Source organism: Mesorhizobium liriopis, from assembly GCF_024053505.1.
Lineage (GTDB): Bacteria > Pseudomonadota > Alphaproteobacteria > Rhizobiales > Rhizobiaceae > Mesorhizobium_B > Mesorhizobium_B liriopis.
The window spans coordinates 59,836-76,215 of record NZ_JAMXQS010000007.1 but is presented as its reverse complement, the minus strand read 5'-3'; the positions used below and the strand labels follow the sequence as shown (position 1 = coordinate 76,215).

Here is a 16,380-nt window from a genome sequence, read left to right as displayed (position 1 = left end):
TGGCCGCCATAATGAAAAGGGCCGCGCCAGCCCGAAGGACGGCGCGGCCCCGCTTTCAATGCGCCGCGCGAGCGGCGCGTGCTCTTAGCGGAAGAGCGACAGGATCGAGGACGTATTCCCGTTGGCGATGGACAGCGCCTGAATGCCCAGCTGCTGCTGGGTCTGCAGCGCCTGGAGGCGTGTCGATTCCTTGTTCATGTCGGCGTCAACGAGCTGCCCCACGCCACGATCGATCGAGTCCATCAGGCTCGACGTGAACGTCTTCTGCAGGTCGATGCTGTTCTTCGCCGAACCGAGCTTGGTGGCCGCAGTCGTCATATCCTTCAGCGCCGATTCCACGACGCCCAGCATGGCGCCGATCTGCGTGGAGCTCGCGAAAGTGCCGCTATCGGCAATCTTGAGCGTGGAAACCGTATAGGTGTCACCTGCGGCAGCAGCGATGCCGAGGGAGGCCGGAGCCGCGGCCGTCGCCAATTCGGTGCCGTCCGACTTGCGGTTGGAATCGAGGATGCCCTTGTTCACGCCCGATGCCGTGCCGGCCTCGAAGAGCTTGATGTCCTCGACCTTGATGTCGATGGTGGAGATCGAGGCAGCACCCGCCGCCGTGCGGTTGAAGGCCGAGACGACCTTCACGTCCGAAGCGGTGGTCGCGGTCGAGCCGCTATCGACCGACAGCATGTTGGTGCCCGAGAAGGTCGCGGCACTCGCATAGGCCGTCAGCTGGTCCTGAAGGGCCTTGATCTCGGTCTGGTACTTGCCCTTGTCGGAATCGGTCGCGTTCGAGGCAGCGACGAGCTTGTTCTTGATCTCGTTCACGGTGTCGATCGACTTCTGCATGCCCGTATAGGCCGTGTCGACCTTGGAAGCGCCGAGGCCGAGCGAATCCTGAACCGTCGAAAGCGCCTGATTGTCGGACTTCATCGTGGTCGCGATCGACCAATAGGCGGCGTTGTCGGAGGCTTCCGCCACGCGCAGGCCGGTCGAGATGCGCGATTGCGTGGTCTCCAGGCTCTTGTTGGTGGTGTTCAGGCTTTGAAGGGCTTTCAACGCCGAGGCGTTGGTGAGAATGCTGTTGGCCATGGTGACTCTGCTGATCCAGAACGCAAACAAACATGCCGGATCGGCCGGCATGGCGGAGCGGCATCATGCCCATGATCACTGAGGTTCTGGATCAACCCGCCATGGCAGGGAGCAGTAGCGGGGATCGCCTCACCAAAGCCTTAGAGGAAATGGTTAAAAGCCTGCTGATCGGCCAGAGAAGGCGACGCTGTCGGGAATTGGTGAATCTTCGGTGAAGAAATGCGCGTCTAAGTGAAAGATCGCACCAGGCTGCCGACCAGAAGATTCCAGCCATCGATCAGGACGAAGAACAGGATCTTGAAAGGCAGCGAGACGACGGTGGGCGGCAGCATCATCATGCCCATGGCCATGGTGATGGTGGCGACGATGAGGTCGATCACCAGAAACGGCAGCACGATCAGAAAGCCGATCTCGAAGCCGCGCCGGATTTCAGAGATCATGAAGGCGGGCACGAGCACGCGCAGATCGGGGCTCTCGGCCGACACTTCCTGTCCCCGCGAGCGGGCAAGGTCGGCGAAAAGGTCGAAATCCTTGTCGCGCACATTGCGCAGCATGAATTCGCGGAACGGATCGGCGATGCGCGGCAGCGCTTCCTGTTCGGTGATCTGGTTGTTGACGAGCGGTTGCAGGCCTTCCGACCAGGCACGGTCGAAGGTCGGCGCCATCACATAGAAGGTCATGAACAGCGACAGGCTAACCAGGATCAGGTTGGCCGGCGTCGTTTGCAAGCCGATGCCGGCGCGCAGGATTGAAAACGCAATGATGAAGCGCGTGAAGCTCGTCACCATGATGAGCAGGCCCGGCGCGACCGACAGCACCGTGACCACGCCGAAAATCTGCAGGATGGTGCCGATCGTCGAGCCATCGGCATTGAGCGCGCCGAGATTGAGACCGTTGAGGTTGAGCCCCCCGGGCGGAGGCGTGGCCGGCGTGCCTTGCGCCCAGGCGGCACCCACCCCTGCCAGAAGCAGAAGCGCAGATAAGGCGAGGCGCGACAAGACTCTCATTCGAAAAGCATGGTCCGGATGAGCACGCGCGCGACCTTGCCCGCCGAGCGCAATTTGGCGCGCTCGTCGAGATCCGCCTTGAGATGGACGATGCCGCGCGGACCTTCGATCTGGTAGAGCTTCAGCGTGCGCGTGAACGCAAGCAGGTCTTGGTGCACGGAGTCCGCCACGCCCGGCTCCGGCGTATTCGGAAACTCGAGCGCCAGTTCCAGTCGCAGCCAAACATCGCTGGGCGCCGCGAGGTTGACGTTGATGGGCGCGAGCGGCACGACCATCGGGTGACCGGGCAGAAGCGGGGCTGCGGCTTCGCCGTGCTCTCCTCCCCCGCCATGCCCGCCGCTTTTCGCCTCGCCATGGCCACCGGATGCGCCATGCGCATCGGCGGGTGCTTCGGCCTGCGGCGTGGCCCCGCCCGTCGGCGTCAGTTGCCCGCCTGTCGCCCAGCCCATGCCCGCTGCCACCAGAGTCAGCGCGAGCAGGATGCCGCCCTGGACGATGAGCGACGGCCCCTTCTTGGGCGGCGTGAGCCCTTCGATCGGCAGTTCGGGAAAGACGGGCGTCGCCATCGGTGCGCGTCAGAAGGGCAGAATCGTGTCGACCAGCTGCTGGCCGTAAGGCGGCTGCTGGACTTCCGTGAGACGCCCGCGCCCGCCATAGGAGATGCGAGCTTCGGCGATACGCTCGTAGGAGATCGTGTTTTCCGGCCCGATATCGGTCGGGCGCACGATGCCGGCGATGGTCAGCTCGCGCAGCTCGGCGTTGACGCGCACCTCCTGGCTGCCCCTGATCGCGAGATTGCCGTTGGGCAGGACGTTGGTGACGACGGCCGCGACCAGCAGCTGCAGGTCCTCCGAACGTGCGGTCGAGCCCTTGCCCTTGGTGCCCGTGCCGGATTTGGCAGTCCCATCGATGGAAGCCGCAGGCGACTTCACGCCGGCCCAGGTGAAGCCGCCTTCGAGTGCGATGTCGCGGTCCACGTCGCGCGAGCGCTCGCTTTCGTTCTTGAAGCGGGCGCGGTCGTTGATCTCGATCTTCACGGTCAGGATATCGCCGGGCGCCAGCGCGCGCGGGTCGGTGAAGAGGCGGCTCTGGCGATCGTCCCAGAGCGAAAAGCGGCGCACGGTGGAAGGCGCCCGCGTCGGGTAGGAATAAAGCGCGCCTTCGGTTGGCACGATGCCGGAACCGACAGGCGACAGCGCGGGCTCGCGCCCGATCTCAGCCAATTGCTGCTTGGTCGCGCAGCCGGCGAGCGCGAGCGTGGCGAGAAGGGCGAGACATGTGAGAGGACGGCTCATGACGGGTCCTCCTTGCGCACGGCCGCCGCCATCACGGCGGTCAGCGTCGCGGCCTTGTCGGCCTTCATCTCGTTGAGGATGGTACCCGCCTTGCGCTGGTCGAGCTTCATCAGGATCGCGGCAGCCAAGTCCGACTTGAGTTCGGCCAGCCGCTCGGCCGCCGCATCGGGTTTCATCGTGCCATAGATCTTCACGACGCCGTCGCCGGCTTGCGCAAGAAAGGCTTCGCGACGCTGAAGCCAGCCTTGGTATTCGGCACGCTTCTTTTCGAGTGCCGCCATGCGCGCGTCGATGTCGGCCTGAAGCTTCTTCAGCTCCTCCGCCTGCACCGCATAGCGGCGGTCGCGCGCAGCATCCGCGATATTGGCGCAGAAGCGGTCCACATCGCTTTGAGCGGCGGCGGGCACAGGCGAGGTCTGGGCGCTCGCACCGGCGCCGAGGGCCGCGAAAAGCAGGGCCGAAGAAAGAAGGCGCTTGAGAACGGTCATTGGAACACCAGCTCCGCCTGAAGCGCACCGGCGGATTTGACCGCCTGGAGGATCGCGATGATGCCGTCCGGCTTGACGCCCAAGCGATTGAGGCCACCCACCAGTGTCTGGAGGTCGGGCCCATCCAGCATGTTGACACGCGCATCGGGCCGCTGGGCGTCGATCACCGTATAGGGTTCTTCCGCCGTCACACCGCTCGAGAAGGGCTCGGGCTGCATGATCTTGGGCATTTCGGTGACGCGCACGGTGAGCGTGCCGTGGCTGATGGCGACGCGCGACAGGCGCACATCGGCGCCGATCACGATGGTGCCCGTGCGTTCGTCCACCACCACGCGCGCGGGCGCATCGACGAGGACGGGGATGTTCTCGATCTCGGCGAAGAAGCGCGCGGGCGAGATATTGGCGGGCTTGCGGATGGAAACCGTGCGCGCATCCTCTTCCTGCGCCACGCGCTTGCCCCAGCGATTGGCGGCATGCGTGTTGATGGCGTCCGCGATCGTGACGGCGGTCGAGAAATCCGGGTTGCGCAGGAGAAGCGTGAGCTGGTCCAGCCCCTTGAAGTCGGCCGAAACCTGTCGCTCGACAATGGCGCCATCCGACACGCGGCCGGAGGTCGGCACACCTTGGGTCAGGCTTTCCGCCTGCCCCTTGGCCGCGAAGCCGGACACCACGACCGACCCTTGCGCCACCGCATAGATCTGGCCATCCGCCGCGCGAAGCGGCGTCATGACGAGCGTGCCGCCGGTCAGCGAGGACGCGTCACCCAGCGAGGAAACGTTGACGTCGATGCGCGCGCCCGACTGCACGAAGGCCGGCAGGTTGGCGGTGACGATCACGGCCGCGACGTTCTTGGAGCGTGCGGCTCCCCCTTCGGTCGCCGTGCCCAGATTGCCGAGCATGGCGCGGATCGATTGTTCGGTGAAGGGCGAATTGCGAAGACTGTCGCCCGAACCCTGAAGGCCGATCACAAGGCCATAGCCGACGAGCTGGTTGTCGCGCGCGGCTTGAAGCGTCGCGATGTCCTTGATGCGCGAGGCGGCCTGCGCCGGTGCCAAGGCGGCCAGCGCCAGCGCGACGCCGAGAAGAAGCGCGCGCATCATTGGGCGGGGCCCACGAGCACCGTGCCGTCGCCCATCACCGTGCCGGAAAAGCTCTTGCCGCTGTCGGGGTTGCGCAAGCGGATGAGGTCTCCCGCAGAGCCCGATTGAAGCGCGACAACGGTTGCCGAGATCGACAAGACGCCGGCGTTGAAATGCGCTTCCACGGCCTTGCCCTGCTCGACCAGCCACGCTTCGCGAAGGGCGGCGATCGGGATCGGACGACCGGGCAGCAGCGTGCGCTTGGCGACCTTGCCTTCCACTTCCACGAGGCTGGTGGCGACCGCGCCGTCGAAAGCCGAGCGGCGCTTGGGGTTGCGCAAGGCGACTTCCGTCACCGCGCCCGCCTCGATGGCCTCGCCCGGATAGATCACGCGCGTCGCCGTCAGCGCCGTCTCGGCGGCGTTTGCGACGCTGAGCGGGGCAACGAGAAGAAGCGTGGCGAGGAGAAGAGGCAAGCGCACAGTGATTACCGCAGGTTCTTGGACACCACGGACGACATGTCGTCGGCGGCCTGAATCACCTTGGAATTCATCTCGTAAGCGCGCTGCGCCGAGATCAGCTCGGTGATTTCCTTGATCGGATCGACGTTGGAGTTTTCGAGATAGCCCTGGTTGACGGTGGCGAAGCCCGGATCGCCCGGCACGCCCGTCGTGGCGGCACCCGAGGCTTCGGTTTCCGCAAACAGGTTGTCGCCCATCGGCGCCAGACCCGCTTCGTTGGGGAAATTGGCGAGCTGCAACTGGCCGAGCTGCTGGAGCGCGGTCTGGCCATCGATGCGGGCAAAGACCTGGCCGGTCTTGTTGACGACCACTTCCACCGTGTCCGCCGGCACGGTGATGCCGGGCATCACGGTGGCGCCGTCGATGGTGACGAGCTGACCCGTCGCATTGGTGTTGAAGGCGCCCGAGCGGGTGTAGAGCGTCTGCCCGTCGGCGCCCTCGATCTGGAACCAGCCATTGCCGACAAGGGCCAGATCATACTTGTTGCCGGTGGTGGTCAGCGAGCCCTGGATATGGACGTTGCGCACGGCAGACGTCTTCACGCCGAGACCGATCGACACGCCTTCGGGCACCAGGCTGCCATCGCCCCTGTTGGGCACGCCCTGGAGGCGGTCGGTCTGGTAGAGAAGATCGGTGAACTCGGCACGCGCGCGCTTGAAGCCCGTGGTGTTGATGTTCGCGATGTTGTTCGCGATCACCTCGAGATTGGTCTGCTGTGCCGTCATGCCGGTTGCGGCAATCGCGAGCGCTCTCATGGATACCCTTACTCCGAACTCAAATGGCCATGCGGCTGACTTCGAGATAGGCGGTCACGATCTTGTCGCGGATGGCGACCGCCGTTTGCAGCGACTGTTCCGCGCCCATCACCGCATCCACCACCTCACGCGTATCCGCCTTGCCCTGCAGCCCCTGCATCGAGACCCGCTCGGCGTTCTGCAGCGTCGAAACGGTCTGCGTCGCGAGACCCTGCAGGGTCGCGGCGAAGGACGCCTGCACGCCGCCGATCTTCGTGGCGCTCGATGAAGACGACGCCGACGAGGACGAGCCGCCACCGAGTTGCGAGGCGAAAAGCGAAGCCGAATTGAGAGGGCCGAGTGCCGAAACCATCACGTGCCTCGCATCAGGTCGATAGTCATGGAAATGAGGTCGCGCGCCTGTTTGAAGACCTGAAGATTGGCCTCATAGGAGCGGTTGGCTTCGCGCATGTCGGCCATCTCGACCATCATGTTGACATTGGGTGTCTTGACGTAGCCATTGGCATCGGCCGCCTCGTGGCCGGGCATGAATTCGGTCGGAAACGCTGTCTGGTCGCGAGCCGTTCGGACGACCTCGACGAGCGAACCGCCCGACTCGCGATCGAGCGTGGCAGCAAACGAGATCGTCTTGCGCCGATAAGGGTCGGCACCGGGCGTCGTGCCCGTGCTCTGGGAGTTGGCGAGGTTTTCGGACACCACGCGCAGGCGGTCGGACTGGGCGCCGAGGCCCGATGCCGAAACCTTGAGAGCGGCGGAAAGCGCGTCCATCGCGATCAGACCTTCGCTGACAGCATGATCATGCGGTGAAAGGCCTTTACGATTGCCGTGTTCATTTCCATGCCGCGCCGCACTTCGCCGGCCTTCACCAATTCGTCCTCGACGACCACCGTGTTGCCCGATGGCATGACGGTGGTGGCGTCGGCTTGGTTTTCCATGCCGATCGATGGCGCCTGCGTGTGGCCGGGATTGGTGGAAGCGAGCGTGACTTGGGTGTTGTTCAGAACCTTGTCGAAGGACACCACGTCGCGTCCGACATAGCCGGTGGTGTTGGCGTTCGCGATATTGCCGGCAACCGCCGTCTGGCGCGCCGAAAGCCAGCGTGCCTGGGTGGAAGCAAGACCGAAGAGGTTGACGGACTGCATGGGAGCGGCGGAATCCAGAGCACGCAAGGGTTTGAAGCGTGTCTCATGGTTAACGTCATTGTCTTGCGCGGGCCTTGCGGAGGCTTGGGCGGAACGGCAGTCGCGCAAACGTTATGGTGCTTCGCGCGCAGGCTCGGCTCCGAGCACGCGAACGCGTCCACCGAGAGCAGGCCTGAGAAAAACCGTTGCGCTATTCGCTCGCGCGCAGCACGGCCTTGGTGGAGGTGATCACGGCTCCCTTGCCGCCTTCCTCTGCGATGCGCGCGACAAACGAGTTGTCGGGCAGCTGATCGCCGGGACCGACCACGAAGAGCCCGCTGCCATCGTCGATCATCGCGCGGCCATTGGCGACATGGACCACGCGGAAGATCACGGGCGGCAGCGGCGGAGGCGGCGCCTTGGCCTGCCCTTCGGGTTTCTTTTCCTCATCCTCGGCAGGCGCGCTGGAACCGGTCGCGAACAGATCGAGGTCACCGGGCGCGAGCGGATCCCGCGGATCGCCGAGCACGAATCCCGCGCCCGTGCTGCCCTGTCCTGCCACGCCGCCACGCGCGCCGGCCATCTCGCCCGCGCTGTCGAGTGTCACGCTCGGCGGCCCGAACTTGTCCTGATTGAAGAAGATGTACCAGGGAAACAGCGCGCAGATGAGGCCAAGGCAGATGCCGAGTGCGGCGATGGTGAGATCGTCGCGGCGCAGAGGCTGGATCAGCGCCAGAAACCGGTTCTGTTTCGGTTTCGCCGTTACGAGTTCAGCCATCGCGCGTCTCGCGGTTCCTCAAGAAGTGGGCCAGGTCGGCGAAGGCGTTGAGCGAGGGCTGGTCGCCCGGCTTCTGGTTGAGCGCCTCGAAGATCGCCGGCACCTGCCGCACCGCACCATCGAGAAACGCGTCCGCCCCCGACTGGTAGGCGCCCATGGCGCGAATGTCGCGGGTTTCCTCGAAGCGCGCGATCATGGCGCGCAAATGGCCCACCAGCGTGCGCTCTTCCTCGCTCCACGCCTTGTGTGACAGGCGCGACAGCGAACCCAGAAGGTCGATGGCCGGATAACGGTTCTCCGACGCGATCGCGCGCGAGAGCACGATGTGGCCATCCAGAATGCCGCGCACATTGTCGGCGACGGGATCGTTGTGGTCATCGCCATCGACCAGAACGGAGATGACGGCGGTAATCGACCCGCCGGTGCCTTCCGTGCCCGGCCCCGCGCGTTCGAGCAGGCGTGGCAGTTCGGTGAAGACGGAAGCCGGATAGCCCCGCGCCACCGGCGGCTCGCCGGCTGCGGAGGCCACCTCGCGCGCGGCATGCGCGAAGCGCGTCACGGAATCGAGCACGAGCAGCACCTGATCGCCCCGGTCGCGGAAATATTCGGCGACACGCATGGCCGTATCGGGGGCGCGCTTGCGCAGTTGCGCGCTCTCGTCGCCGGTCGCCACCACGGCCACCGTCTTTTGCCGCCCGGTCTCGCCGAGCGTGTCTTCGAGAAACTCGCGCACCTCGCGCCCGCGCTCGCCGACCAAGCCAACCACCACCGTGTCGAAGGCATCCGCATTGGCCAGCATGGCGAGCAGCGTGGATTTACCCACGCCTGAGCCCGCGAAAATGCCGATGCGCTGGCCGAAGCAGAGCGGGGTGAAGATATCGACGGCCTTCACGCCCGTTCGCAGCGCATTGCCGACGCGTCCGCGCGACAGGGCCGCGATGGCCTGCGCCTTTGCCGGCAAGGGCGCACCGTTGGAGAGCGGTCCCATGCCATCCACCGGCCGCCCCAGCGCGCTGACCGCGCGGCCGCGCCAGAGCGGCGAAGGTTCGGGCGAAAACGGGCCGAGATGGAATACGACATCACCGAGTCGCGCCTCCATGCCCGCATCGAAAGGCGAGACCAGCACGCCATGATTGTCGATGCGCACGATTTCGCCCAGGCTCAGACGCCCGCCTTTGCGATGCTCCACGAGGTCGCCCAGTTGCGCCCGCGCGGACAGCCCCGCCACGCGAAACGCGGTGCTCGCGATTTCCGTGATGCGCCCGCCGGTTTCCACGAGCTTGCACGGCGCGGCATAGCGATCCGCGACCGCCTGAAGCCGGCCGAGCGCGTCGGTTCGCGTTTGGGGGAAAGCCGAAAGAGCGGCCATCGGGGCTTACTTGGACGCCAGCGTCTTGACCGCGCTGTCGAAGGAATTCTCGGTTTCGCGCGTCGCCGCGGCCTGCGCCTCGAAAGCGCGCTGGACCTGGATCAGGCGCATCATTTCGGTCACCGGATTGACGTTGGCATCCTCCACGAAACCCTGGCGCACGCCAGCATCCATGCGGTCCACGATGGGTTCGGGCTCGTTCTGCGGAATAATGCCGGAATTGCCGAAGCGCTTGAAATCCGCGCCCGGCGCATGCGCGAAAAGACCGAGCGCGCCAACACGCCGTTCGCCCTGGCGCAGGGAGCCGTCCGCGCCTGCGACGGGTGGCCCGCCATTCGGATCGAGCTGGATCGGCGCGCCACCCGCGTCGAGCACCGGATAGCCTTCCAGCGTCTGCAGGCCCCCTTCCACATTGAGCTCGAACCGGCCGTCGCGCGTCAGGACCATGCCCGCGGGCGTGTCGATCGCGAACCACCCTTCGCCGCGCACCGCGAAGTCGAGCGGGTTGCCGGTCTGGCGCAGCGCGCCGCTCTGGGTCGAGAGATATTCCTCGCCCGTGGATGCAAACGAGACCTGGCTTGCGCCTGTGCCTTCGACCAGATCGGAAAAGCGCACGCCGGTGGCACGAAAGCCCACCGTGCTCATATTGGCGACATTGTCGGCGATCGTGTTCATGCGCTTTTCCAGCGCCATCTGCCCCGACAGGGTGACGTAGAGACCGTCCTGCATCGTTCAGGCCTTCAGCGCTTCATGCTCTGCATGGCGAGCAGCAGATTGGTGGACATGGTGGATGCGGTGGATTGCGAGAAGAGGCCGGCGACCTGGCTCTGCAACGTGGAGGTCGGGTTCTTGAGTTCGTAGAGCGAGGTGTAGCGCTGGAGGAACTTGTCGAGTTTCTTGGTGTCCTTGAAATCCTCGATCTTCAGCTTGGACTCGAAATACTTGACCTGCTTGTCCACATCCGTCTGCGCGAATTCGTCGGGCAGACTGAGCGCGGTGCGCACAACGCTTGCAAGCGCCTTGTCGGCCAGGACCTCATAGAAGTTCGTCAGGCCTGATGCCTTGCGCTCGAAATAAAGGGCGAGACGCACCCCCTCGTTCTCCTTGCCCGCATTCTCTTCGAGCGTCTGGCGCAGATACTTGTCGACCGTCGGCTGCTGGGCCGTCACGATCGTGGTGGCGTCCTCGCCATATTGCTCGAAGTTGAAGGCCGAGGCCAGGGCGGCATAGGCCGGGTTGTCGTTCTTGTTGGCGACGCTGTCCGCGTTGCGCACCCCGCCTTCCAGCACGCTGCGGATATAGGTCTTGCTTTCCTTGGTGTTGTCGAGACCGTAGGCCGCCAGCGCATAGGTGTAGAGGCGGCTGTTGTTCATCAGGTCGTCGACCGATTTCACTTGGCCGATATTGGCCAGGTAATAGGCGGTCTCGGTCTTCACGAAGGCGGAGTCCGGCTTCACGCCATTGATCTCGGCCTGCGTCGCGTAGTTCTTGACGGTCTGCTGCTGCGCCTTGTTGTAGCTCGTGGCATCCGCGCCGTTGGCAGCGAAGTTGAAGCTCGCCACGAACTGGCGGTAGCGCGTGTCGGTCAGCTTGTTGGCGAAAGAGGTGGTCGAGGAAACGCCTTCCTTGAGCGCCTTCTTGATGAAGGCCTTGGCGTAGATCATGTCCTCGAGGCCATAGGCCTTCATGGCATATTTGTAGAGCCGGTCGTCCTTGAGGAACTCGTCGACCGTGGTCACCTTGCCGATATTCTCGAGGTAATACTTGGTATCGCGGTTGACGAGCGGCTGGTTCTCGACCCGGTCGAGCGACTTCTCAAGGTCCTTGGTGATGAGCTTGTAGCTCAGATTGGTGTTGAGCACCCGCTGTCCCCCAAAGACCCACGTTCCGCCAATGGATCGATCCTTAAGGCGAAGACCCTTGTGCGAGGCTGTTGGGCCCATGCGATATCAGCCCCACGCAAGGCTGCATGGCTAGAGCTTTTCCGGTTTCGTGGGGAAGGTGTGGGCCTGTGGGCATTCTGATCGGTCTCGTCGTCACGCTCGGCTGCGTGCTCGGCGGTTTCATGGCCATGGGCGGGCACATCGAGGTGCTGGTTCAGCCCTGGGAAGTCGTGATCATCTGCGGCGCCGCACTCGGCACCTTTCTCGTCGCCAATCCGATGAAGGTGGTGAAGGACACGGGCAAGGCCTGCGTCCAGGCCTTCAAGGGCGCGGTCCCGAAGGAGAAGGACTATCTCGAAACGCTCGGCATCCTTCATTCGATCCTGCGCGAGATCAAGTCGAAGTCGCGCTCCGAGGTCGAGGCCCATATCGATGCGCCGGCGGAATCACCGATCTTCCAGGCCTTTCCCCTGATCCTCAAGGACAAGGAACTGACCGCCTTCATCTGCGACTATTGCCGCCTGATCATCATCGGCAATGCCCGTTCGCACGAGATCGAAGCCTTGATGGACGAGGAAATCCAGACGATCCGCGCCGACAGCCTCAAGGCCTACCATGCGGTGACGGCAGTAGGCGACGGCTTCCCCGCCATCGGCATCGTGGCCGCCGTTCTGGGCGTGGTGAAAGCCATGGGCGCGCTCGACAAGCCGCCGGAAGTCCTGGGCGGCCTCATCGGCGCGGCGCTCGTCGGCACGTTTCTCGGCATCTTCATGTCCTATTGCGTGTGCGCGCCGATCGCGACCAAGATCAAGGTCGTGCGCGAAAAGAAGAACCGGCTTTATGTGATCGTGAAGCAGACGCTGCTCGCCCACATGAACGGCTCGCTGCCGCAGGTCGCCATCGAGTTCGGCCGCAAGACGATCTCGGCCTATGAGCGGCCTTCGATCGATGCGGTCGAGCAGAGCACCATGAACACGCCGGCCAAGGCCGCCTGACCACCATGGCTTCGGTCAACCCCATATCGGGCGAGCCGCACGGGGAAGGTCCCGCCGACCTTTCCTCGCCGGCTGCGATGCGCGCCTATATTCTCGAGCGCCTGACCGGCGACACGGGGGAGCCGGATGCCGTGCTCGACGCCGCGCACGGCTTGAGCGAGGCTTTGGCGGCTGCGTTTCGCACGAGCTTCGAAAACCGCTTCGGTGTTGCCGCCGAAATCGAGCCGGGCGACTGTTTGATCGCACGCCTGGCCCATGCAAGGCCATCCGATGCGGGGGCGACGATGCTGGTGGCTTCCGTCGCGCAGTCCACCGAACATGCCGTGCTGGCGCTCGACGCCGAGGCGCTCGGCCTGCTCGTCGCACTCCTCTTCGGTGCCGATCCCACCAAGCCGGCCGTGCCCCTCACGCGCGAGCCGACGGCGATCGAACTCGATGTGGCGGGCCTCCTCTTCGAAACGCTGGCCGATGCGCTCGATGCGGCAGGCGCGGCCTTCCGGCTCGCCCGCCCGCTCGGGCTCCCACTCTGCGGCACGCCCATGGCCCGCGAGGCCCTGCGCGACGGGCCTGCGGTCCGCCTCGTCTTCCAGTTCGGTTCCGGCGGCAGCGTGGCCCTTTTCCTGCCGCAGCGCCTGGTGCTGAAGCGCCCCGATGCGCAAGGCGGTGCCGAAGCCGACTGGGGCTCGCGCATCGAGGAGGAGCTGATGCGTTCCTCGGTCACGCTCGAAGCCACCATGCCGCTCGGCCGCTTGACGCTCGGCGCGGTCGCCGAGTTCGCGCCGGGCGTGGTGGTGCCCATCGACGCTTTGGGCCCTTCCTCGGCCAAGATTTCGGCCCGGGGCAAGGCTCTGTTCTCCTGCGAGTTCGGCCGTTTGGGCGACAACTACACCTTGCGCGTCAACGAGCCGTTCAGCGACGCGCAGGACTTTCTCGAAACGCTGGTGGCGCCGCCCGCCGCCTCCCCTTTTCCTTTCGCCTGATCCTTCGGAGTTCGATTGTCCATGATGCCGCAAGCGCAAGCCCCGTTCGCAGACATGCTGGGTGGGGAATTCGGGGAAGCGGAAGACCTCGACAGTGCCATGGCAGCCCTTCAGGGCGCGATGAGCGCCGAGGATAACCAGTTCGCGCCCCCTCCGCCTCCGCCGCCGCTGGGTGCCACCGCCGCGCGATCCGGCAACGTCATCATGAACATCCCGGTCGAGGTGCAGATCGTGCTGGGCTCGACCGAGATGTCGGTGTCCGAACTGATGGCGCTCGGCAAGGGCTCCACGGTGGCGCTCGACCGCCGCATCGGCGAGCCGGTGGATGTAATGGTGAATGGCCGCCATGTGGCGCGCGGCGAGATCACCGTGCTCGACCATGACCCGTCGCGTTTCGGCATTCGCCTGACCGAGATCGTCTCGGCGCAACCCTCGGCCTGACGCTTTTCCGGACCCTTCATCCATGACGGTTACCGCCCAATCCCTGTCGCGAACCCAGAAGGCCGCCGTGATCCTGGTGGCGATGGGCAAGCCCACGGCGAGCCGTCTGTTGAAGTTCTTCAAGCAGGATGAGCTGAAGGCGCTGATCGAGGCCGCGCGCGAATTGCGCGCCGTGCCGCAAAGCGATCTCGAACGTATCGTCGGTGAATTCGAGGTGGAATTCACGGAAGGCGCGGGCCTGCTCGATTCGGCTGATGAGATGGACTCGCTGTTCAGCGAAACGCTTTCATCCGACGAGATGAACGCCCTGATGGGCTTCTCGTCGGGTGAGATGGGCCCGGTCGACCTGCCTCCCGTCTGGCCCGATATCGAGAAGCTGGCGCCCGCGCGCGTGGCCACCCTGATCGAGGCGGAGCATCCGCAGGTCGCAGCCGTGATCCTGTCGAACCTCGCGCCGGCCGCGGCATCCGCTGCCCTGCTTGCCCTGGAAAAGCCGGCGCGCGCGGAAGTCGTTCAGCGCATGATCGGCATGGGCAACATCGCGCCGGCCGGTCTCGCGCTGATCGAGAACAGCTTGCGCCGCAGGCTCGAAGCAGAAGGCGGCGCGCGCGACAGCTCGGTCGCCCAGATCAAGGTCGCGAGCGTCCTGAACGAGATGGACAAGACCGTCCTGGACGAAGTGATGCAGGACCTGGAGGAGGCCGGCACCCCCGATCTCGCCGCGATCCGCGCCCGTCTGTTCTCCTTCGAGGATATCGTCAATCTCACGCAGAAGGCACGCGTGGCGCTGTTCGACGACATTTCCGCCGAACTCGTCACGCTTGCCCTGCGCAATGCCGGCGCCGGCCTCGTGGAAGCAGTCCTGTCCGCGATGGGCGCCCGTGCGCGTCGCATGATCGAGGCCGAGCTGGCGCAAGGGGGCGACAGCATCAACCCGGCCGACATCGTTCGTGCCCGCCGCACTATCGCCTCGACGGCTATCCGCATGGCCAATGAAGGCGCGTTCGAACTGCCGTCCGCGACGCCCGCGGCCGCTTGAGACCTAGAGGCGGCTCATCGTGAGCGAGAGCGCGGACAAGGACAGCAAAACAGAAGAGCCCACGGAGAAGAAGATCCGTGACGCAGTGGAAAAGGGCAACCTGCCCCATTCCCGCGAAACCGCGATCGTCGCCTCCTTCGGCGCGGTTCTGGTCTTCACGCTGTTCTTTCTGGGCCAGTCGGTGACCGATCTGAGCCTGTTTCTTGGCCGCTTCCTCGAAAGCCCCGAGGAATGGCCGCTCGAAAGCGAGCGCGACCTCGAAACATTGCTCGGCATCATCGCCGCCGAATGCGGGCGCACGGTCGGCCTGCTCTTTTTGTTTCTGATCATTGCCGGCATCGGCGCGACGCTCGTGCAGCACAGCCCGCAAATGGTGGGCGAGCGCATCCGTCCGCAATGGTCGCGCGTGTCGCCTGCCGCCGGCTGGAAGCGGCTCTTCGGCACCCAGGGCTTCGTCGAATTCGCGAAATCGGTCGCCAAGGTCGGACTGGCCTTCGTGGTCGTCTACCTCTCGCTCGACGGCGTGGTGCCGCAGCTCCTGTCGGGCTCGATCTCACCAGCCGATGCCTTCGGCCACACGGTTCTCGGCATCGCCACACGCGTGCTGGTTTCGCTAACCCTCACCACGGGCCTGATCGCGGCCGCCGATTTCGTCTGGACGCGCTATCACTGGAAGAGTGAGCTGCGCATGACCAAGCAGGAGATCAAGGACGAGTTCAAGCAATCCGAAGGCGATCCCATCGTCAAGGGCCGCATCCGCTCCATGCAGCGCGACCGCGCGCGACGGCGCATGATCGCATCGGTGCCCAAGGCCACGCTCGTCATCGCCAACCCGACCCACTTCTCGATTGCGCTGCGCTATGTGCGCGAGGAAAACGACGCGCCTGTCGTGGTCGCCAAGGGCCAAGACCTGCTCGCACTCAAGATCCGGGAGATCGCGGCCCAGAACGGCATCCCCGTCTTCGAGGAAGTGGCGCTCGCGCGTTCCATGTACAAACAAGTTTCGGTCGATAGCGTGATCCCGCCTCAATTCTATCAGGCGGTCGCGGAACTCGTCCGCATCGTCTATGCCAAAAAGGGTTCTGGAGGCGGAGGACGCGCATGATCCGGCAATCCCACTCGGGCGCTCGCGAGAGGATCGTGGCCAAGGCTATTGCCCCGGTCGTGGCCGAACTGCGCCTCGTGGACGCGGCCGACTATGTTGCCTTCGTCCGCTTGGAACAGTTCGCCAGCCTCGCGGATCTCGTCTCGTCGGCCTCCGAGCTGTTCTTCCTGCCCGGCGCGCTGCGCTTGGGACATGCGGGGGAAGTGCATCTCGACTGGGACACACGGCCCAAGATCGTGCTCGACCTCGAACTGCATCTGCGCGGCGCGACAGTCTGGTTTGCGCTGACACTGGAAGCCGAGCGCGCCAGCGTCGAGCTCAACTACGTGACCTTCGCTAAATCCCATGCCGAGCCGGAACGCAACACGGACTTTCTGGAGCGCGCGCTGGAAGACGCGATGATCCGGCGCGAGGAGCCGGTTTCCTTTTAAGCGGATGTCCGAC

21 protein-coding genes are annotated in these 16,380 nt (G+C 64.9%); 6 read left to right on the top strand and 15 right to left on the bottom strand.

Translation table 11 applies throughout. The annotated features are described in order from the left end of the window. Positions 1 to 84: 84 nt before the first annotated feature. From NGM99_RS14695 to NGM99_RS14625, 15 genes are all read right to left on the bottom strand, one after another. Positions 85 to 1,080: a flagellin N-terminal helical domain-containing protein gene (locus NGM99_RS14695; protein WP_252820207.1), complete on the bottom strand. Its 996-nt coding sequence runs from the start codon at positions 1,078 to 1,080 to the stop codon at positions 85 to 87. A 227-nt stretch (positions 1,081 to 1,307) separates the two neighbouring features. Beyond that, positions 1,308 to 2,078 (bottom strand): flagellar type III secretion system pore protein FliP, encoded by a 771-nt coding sequence (fliP, locus tag NGM99_RS14690; protein WP_435371437.1) that lies wholly within the window; start codon positions 2,076 to 2,078, stop codon positions 1,308 to 1,310. A 5-nt stretch (positions 2,079 to 2,083) separates the two neighbouring features. Then, complete coding sequence (locus NGM99_RS14685) at positions 2,084 to 2,653, bottom strand: flagellar basal body-associated FliL family protein (protein ID WP_252820204.1); 570 nt, start codon at positions 2,651 to 2,653, stop codon at positions 2,084 to 2,086. A gap of 9 nt (positions 2,654 to 2,662) precedes the next feature. After that, positions 2,663 to 3,382 (bottom strand): flagellar basal body L-ring protein FlgH, encoded by a 720-nt coding sequence (gene flgH, locus NGM99_RS14680; protein WP_252820203.1) that lies wholly within the window; start codon positions 3,380 to 3,382, stop codon positions 2,663 to 2,665. Beyond that, a complete protein-coding gene (locus NGM99_RS14675) occupies positions 3,379 to 3,870 on the bottom strand; it encodes a MotE family protein (RefSeq protein WP_252820201.1) in 492 nt (163 codons plus the stop codon). Before NGM99_RS14675 ends, flgH begins: the two co-directional genes overlap by 4 nt. Further along, entirely contained in the window at positions 3,867 to 4,970 is a 1,104-nt protein-coding gene (locus NGM99_RS14670) for a flagellar basal body P-ring protein FlgI (RefSeq protein ID WP_252820199.1), read from the bottom strand. The genes NGM99_RS14675 and NGM99_RS14670 overlap by 4 nt, the downstream gene beginning before the upstream one ends. Continuing rightward, positions 4,967 to 5,431 carry a flagellar basal body P-ring formation chaperone FlgA gene (gene flgA / locus NGM99_RS14665; RefSeq protein WP_353937425.1) on the bottom strand — a complete coding sequence of 155 codons (465 nt, stop codon included), beginning with the start codon at positions 5,429 to 5,431 and terminating at the stop codon, positions 4,967 to 4,969. Before flgA ends, NGM99_RS14670 begins: the two co-directional genes overlap by 4 nt. A gap of 5 nt (positions 5,432 to 5,436) precedes the next feature. Further along, on the bottom strand, positions 5,437 to 6,225 hold the full coding sequence (gene flgG / locus NGM99_RS14660; protein WP_252820197.1) for a flagellar basal-body rod protein FlgG: 789 nt from the start codon (positions 6,223 to 6,225) through the stop codon (positions 5,437 to 5,439). A 19-nt stretch (positions 6,226 to 6,244) separates the two neighbouring features. Next, entirely contained in the window at positions 6,245 to 6,577 is a 333-nt protein-coding gene (gene fliE, locus NGM99_RS14655) for a flagellar hook-basal body complex protein FliE (RefSeq protein WP_252820196.1), read from the bottom strand. Next, positions 6,577 to 6,993 carry a flagellar basal body rod protein FlgC gene (gene flgC, locus NGM99_RS14650; protein WP_252820194.1) on the bottom strand — a complete coding sequence of 139 codons (417 nt, stop codon included), beginning with the start codon at positions 6,991 to 6,993 and terminating at the stop codon, positions 6,577 to 6,579. The genes fliE and flgC overlap by 1 nt, the downstream gene beginning before the upstream one ends. 5 nt (positions 6,994 to 6,998) lie before the next feature. Then, positions 6,999 to 7,367: a flagellar basal body rod protein FlgB gene (gene flgB, locus NGM99_RS14645; RefSeq protein ID WP_252820193.1), complete on the bottom strand. Its 369-nt coding sequence runs from the start codon at positions 7,365 to 7,367 to the stop codon at positions 6,999 to 7,001. 190 nt (positions 7,368 to 7,557) lie between these two features. Next, positions 7,558 to 8,124 carry a hypothetical protein gene (locus tag NGM99_RS14640; protein ID WP_252820191.1) on the bottom strand — a complete coding sequence of 189 codons (567 nt, stop codon included), beginning with the start codon at positions 8,122 to 8,124 and terminating at the stop codon, positions 7,558 to 7,560. Then, on the bottom strand, positions 8,117 to 9,493 hold the full coding sequence (locus NGM99_RS14635; RefSeq protein ID WP_252820189.1) for a FliI/YscN family ATPase: 1,377 nt from the start codon (positions 9,491 to 9,493) through the stop codon (positions 8,117 to 8,119). Before NGM99_RS14635 ends, NGM99_RS14640 begins: the two co-directional genes overlap by 8 nt. A 6-nt stretch (positions 9,494 to 9,499) precedes the next feature. Next, a complete protein-coding gene (gene flgF, locus NGM99_RS14630; RefSeq protein ID WP_252820186.1) occupies positions 9,500 to 10,222 on the bottom strand; it encodes a flagellar basal-body rod protein FlgF in 723 nt (240 codons plus the stop codon). Positions 10,223 to 10,233: 11 nt separating this feature from the next. Then, positions 10,234 to 11,355, bottom strand: a complete 1,122-nt coding sequence (locus tag NGM99_RS14625) for a DUF1217 domain-containing protein (protein ID WP_252820184.1) — start codon at positions 11,353 to 11,355, stop codon at positions 10,234 to 10,236. 149 nt (positions 11,356 to 11,504) lie between these two features. On the opposite strand from NGM99_RS14625, the gene motA reads away from it, so the two are divergent. Genes motA through NGM99_RS14595 form a run of 6 tightly spaced genes read left to right on the top strand, consistent with a single transcriptional unit; the run spans position 11,505 to position 16,367 of the window. After that, positions 11,505 to 12,371 (top strand): flagellar motor stator protein MotA, encoded by an 867-nt coding sequence (motA, locus tag NGM99_RS14620; RefSeq protein WP_252820182.1) that lies wholly within the window; start codon positions 11,505 to 11,507, stop codon positions 12,369 to 12,371. Positions 12,372 to 12,376: 5 nt separating this feature from the next. After that, the gene (locus NGM99_RS14615; protein ID WP_252820180.1) at positions 12,377 to 13,351 is read left to right on the top strand and encodes a FliM/FliN family flagellar motor switch protein; all 975 of its coding nucleotides are present in this window, start codon (positions 12,377 to 12,379) and stop codon (positions 13,349 to 13,351) included. Positions 13,352 to 13,372: 21 nt separating this feature from the next. Continuing rightward, positions 13,373 to 13,792, top strand: coding sequence for a flagellar motor switch protein FliN (gene fliN / locus NGM99_RS14610; RefSeq protein ID WP_435371436.1), 420 nt, complete (start codon positions 13,373 to 13,375; stop codon positions 13,790 to 13,792). Between the two features lie 22 nt (positions 13,793 to 13,814). Then, positions 13,815 to 14,831: a FliG C-terminal domain-containing protein gene (locus NGM99_RS14605; protein ID WP_252820178.1), complete on the top strand. Its 1,017-nt coding sequence runs from the start codon at positions 13,815 to 13,817 to the stop codon at positions 14,829 to 14,831. Positions 14,832 to 14,850: 19 nt separating this feature from the next. Beyond that, positions 14,851 to 15,936 carry a flagellar biosynthesis protein FlhB gene (flhB, locus tag NGM99_RS14600; protein WP_252820176.1) on the top strand — a complete coding sequence of 362 codons (1,086 nt, stop codon included), beginning with the start codon at positions 14,851 to 14,853 and terminating at the stop codon, positions 15,934 to 15,936. Further along, positions 15,933 to 16,367 carry a BspJ family T4SS effector nucleomodulin gene (locus tag NGM99_RS14595; protein ID WP_252820174.1) on the top strand — a complete coding sequence of 145 codons (435 nt, stop codon included), beginning with the start codon at positions 15,933 to 15,935 and terminating at the stop codon, positions 16,365 to 16,367. Before flhB ends, NGM99_RS14595 begins: the two co-directional genes overlap by 4 nt. Positions 16,368 to 16,380 lie beyond the last annotated feature (13 nt).

Excerpts from the sequence above, each read along its gene's own strand:
- NGM99_RS14695 (WP_252820207.1), bottom strand. The coding sequence starts at position 1,080 with ATGGCCAACAGCATTCTCACCAACGCCTCGGCGTTGAAAGCCCTTCAA.
- NGM99_RS14685 (WP_252820204.1), bottom strand. The coding sequence starts at position 2,653 with ATGGCGACGCCCGTCTTTCCCGAACTGCCGATCGAAGGGCTCACGCCG.
- flgH (WP_252820203.1), bottom strand. The coding sequence starts at position 3,382 with ATGAGCCGTCCTCTCACATGTCTCGCCCTTCTCGCCACGCTCGCGCTC.
- NGM99_RS14675 (WP_252820201.1), bottom strand. The coding sequence starts at position 3,870 with ATGACCGTTCTCAAGCGCCTTCTTTCTTCGGCCCTGCTTTTCGCGGCC.
- NGM99_RS14670 (WP_252820199.1), bottom strand. The coding sequence starts at position 4,970 with ATGATGCGCGCGCTTCTTCTCGGCGTCGCGCTGGCGCTGGCCGCCTTG.
- flgG (WP_252820197.1), bottom strand. The coding sequence starts at position 6,225 with ATGAGAGCGCTCGCGATTGCCGCAACCGGCATGACGGCACAGCAGACC.
- fliE (WP_252820196.1), bottom strand. The coding sequence starts at position 6,577 with ATGGTTTCGGCACTCGGCCCTCTCAATTCGGCTTCGCTTTTCGCCTCG.
- flgC (WP_252820194.1), bottom strand. The coding sequence starts at position 6,993 with ATGGACGCGCTTTCCGCCGCTCTCAAGGTTTCGGCATCGGGCCTCGGC.
- flgB (WP_252820193.1), bottom strand. The coding sequence starts at position 7,367 with ATGCAGTCCGTCAACCTCTTCGGTCTTGCTTCCACCCAGGCACGCTGG.
- NGM99_RS14640 (WP_252820191.1), bottom strand. The coding sequence starts at position 8,124 with ATGGCTGAACTCGTAACGGCGAAACCGAAACAGAACCGGTTTCTGGCG.
- NGM99_RS14635 (WP_252820189.1), bottom strand. The coding sequence starts at position 9,493 with ATGGCCGCTCTTTCGGCTTTCCCCCAAACGCGAACCGACGCGCTCGGC.
- flgF (WP_252820186.1), bottom strand. The coding sequence starts at position 10,222 with ATGCAGGACGGTCTCTACGTCACCCTGTCGGGGCAGATGGCGCTGGAA.
- NGM99_RS14615 (WP_252820180.1), top strand. The coding sequence starts at position 12,377 with ATGGCTTCGGTCAACCCCATATCGGGCGAGCCGCACGGGGAAGGTCCC.
- fliN (WP_435371436.1), top strand. The coding sequence starts at position 13,373 with ATGATGCCGCAAGCGCAAGCCCCGTTCGCAGACATGCTGGGTGGGGAA.
- NGM99_RS14605 (WP_252820178.1), top strand. The coding sequence starts at position 13,815 with ATGACGGTTACCGCCCAATCCCTGTCGCGAACCCAGAAGGCCGCCGTG.
- NGM99_RS14595 (WP_252820174.1), top strand. The coding sequence starts at position 15,933 with ATGATCCGGCAATCCCACTCGGGCGCTCGCGAGAGGATCGTGGCCAAG.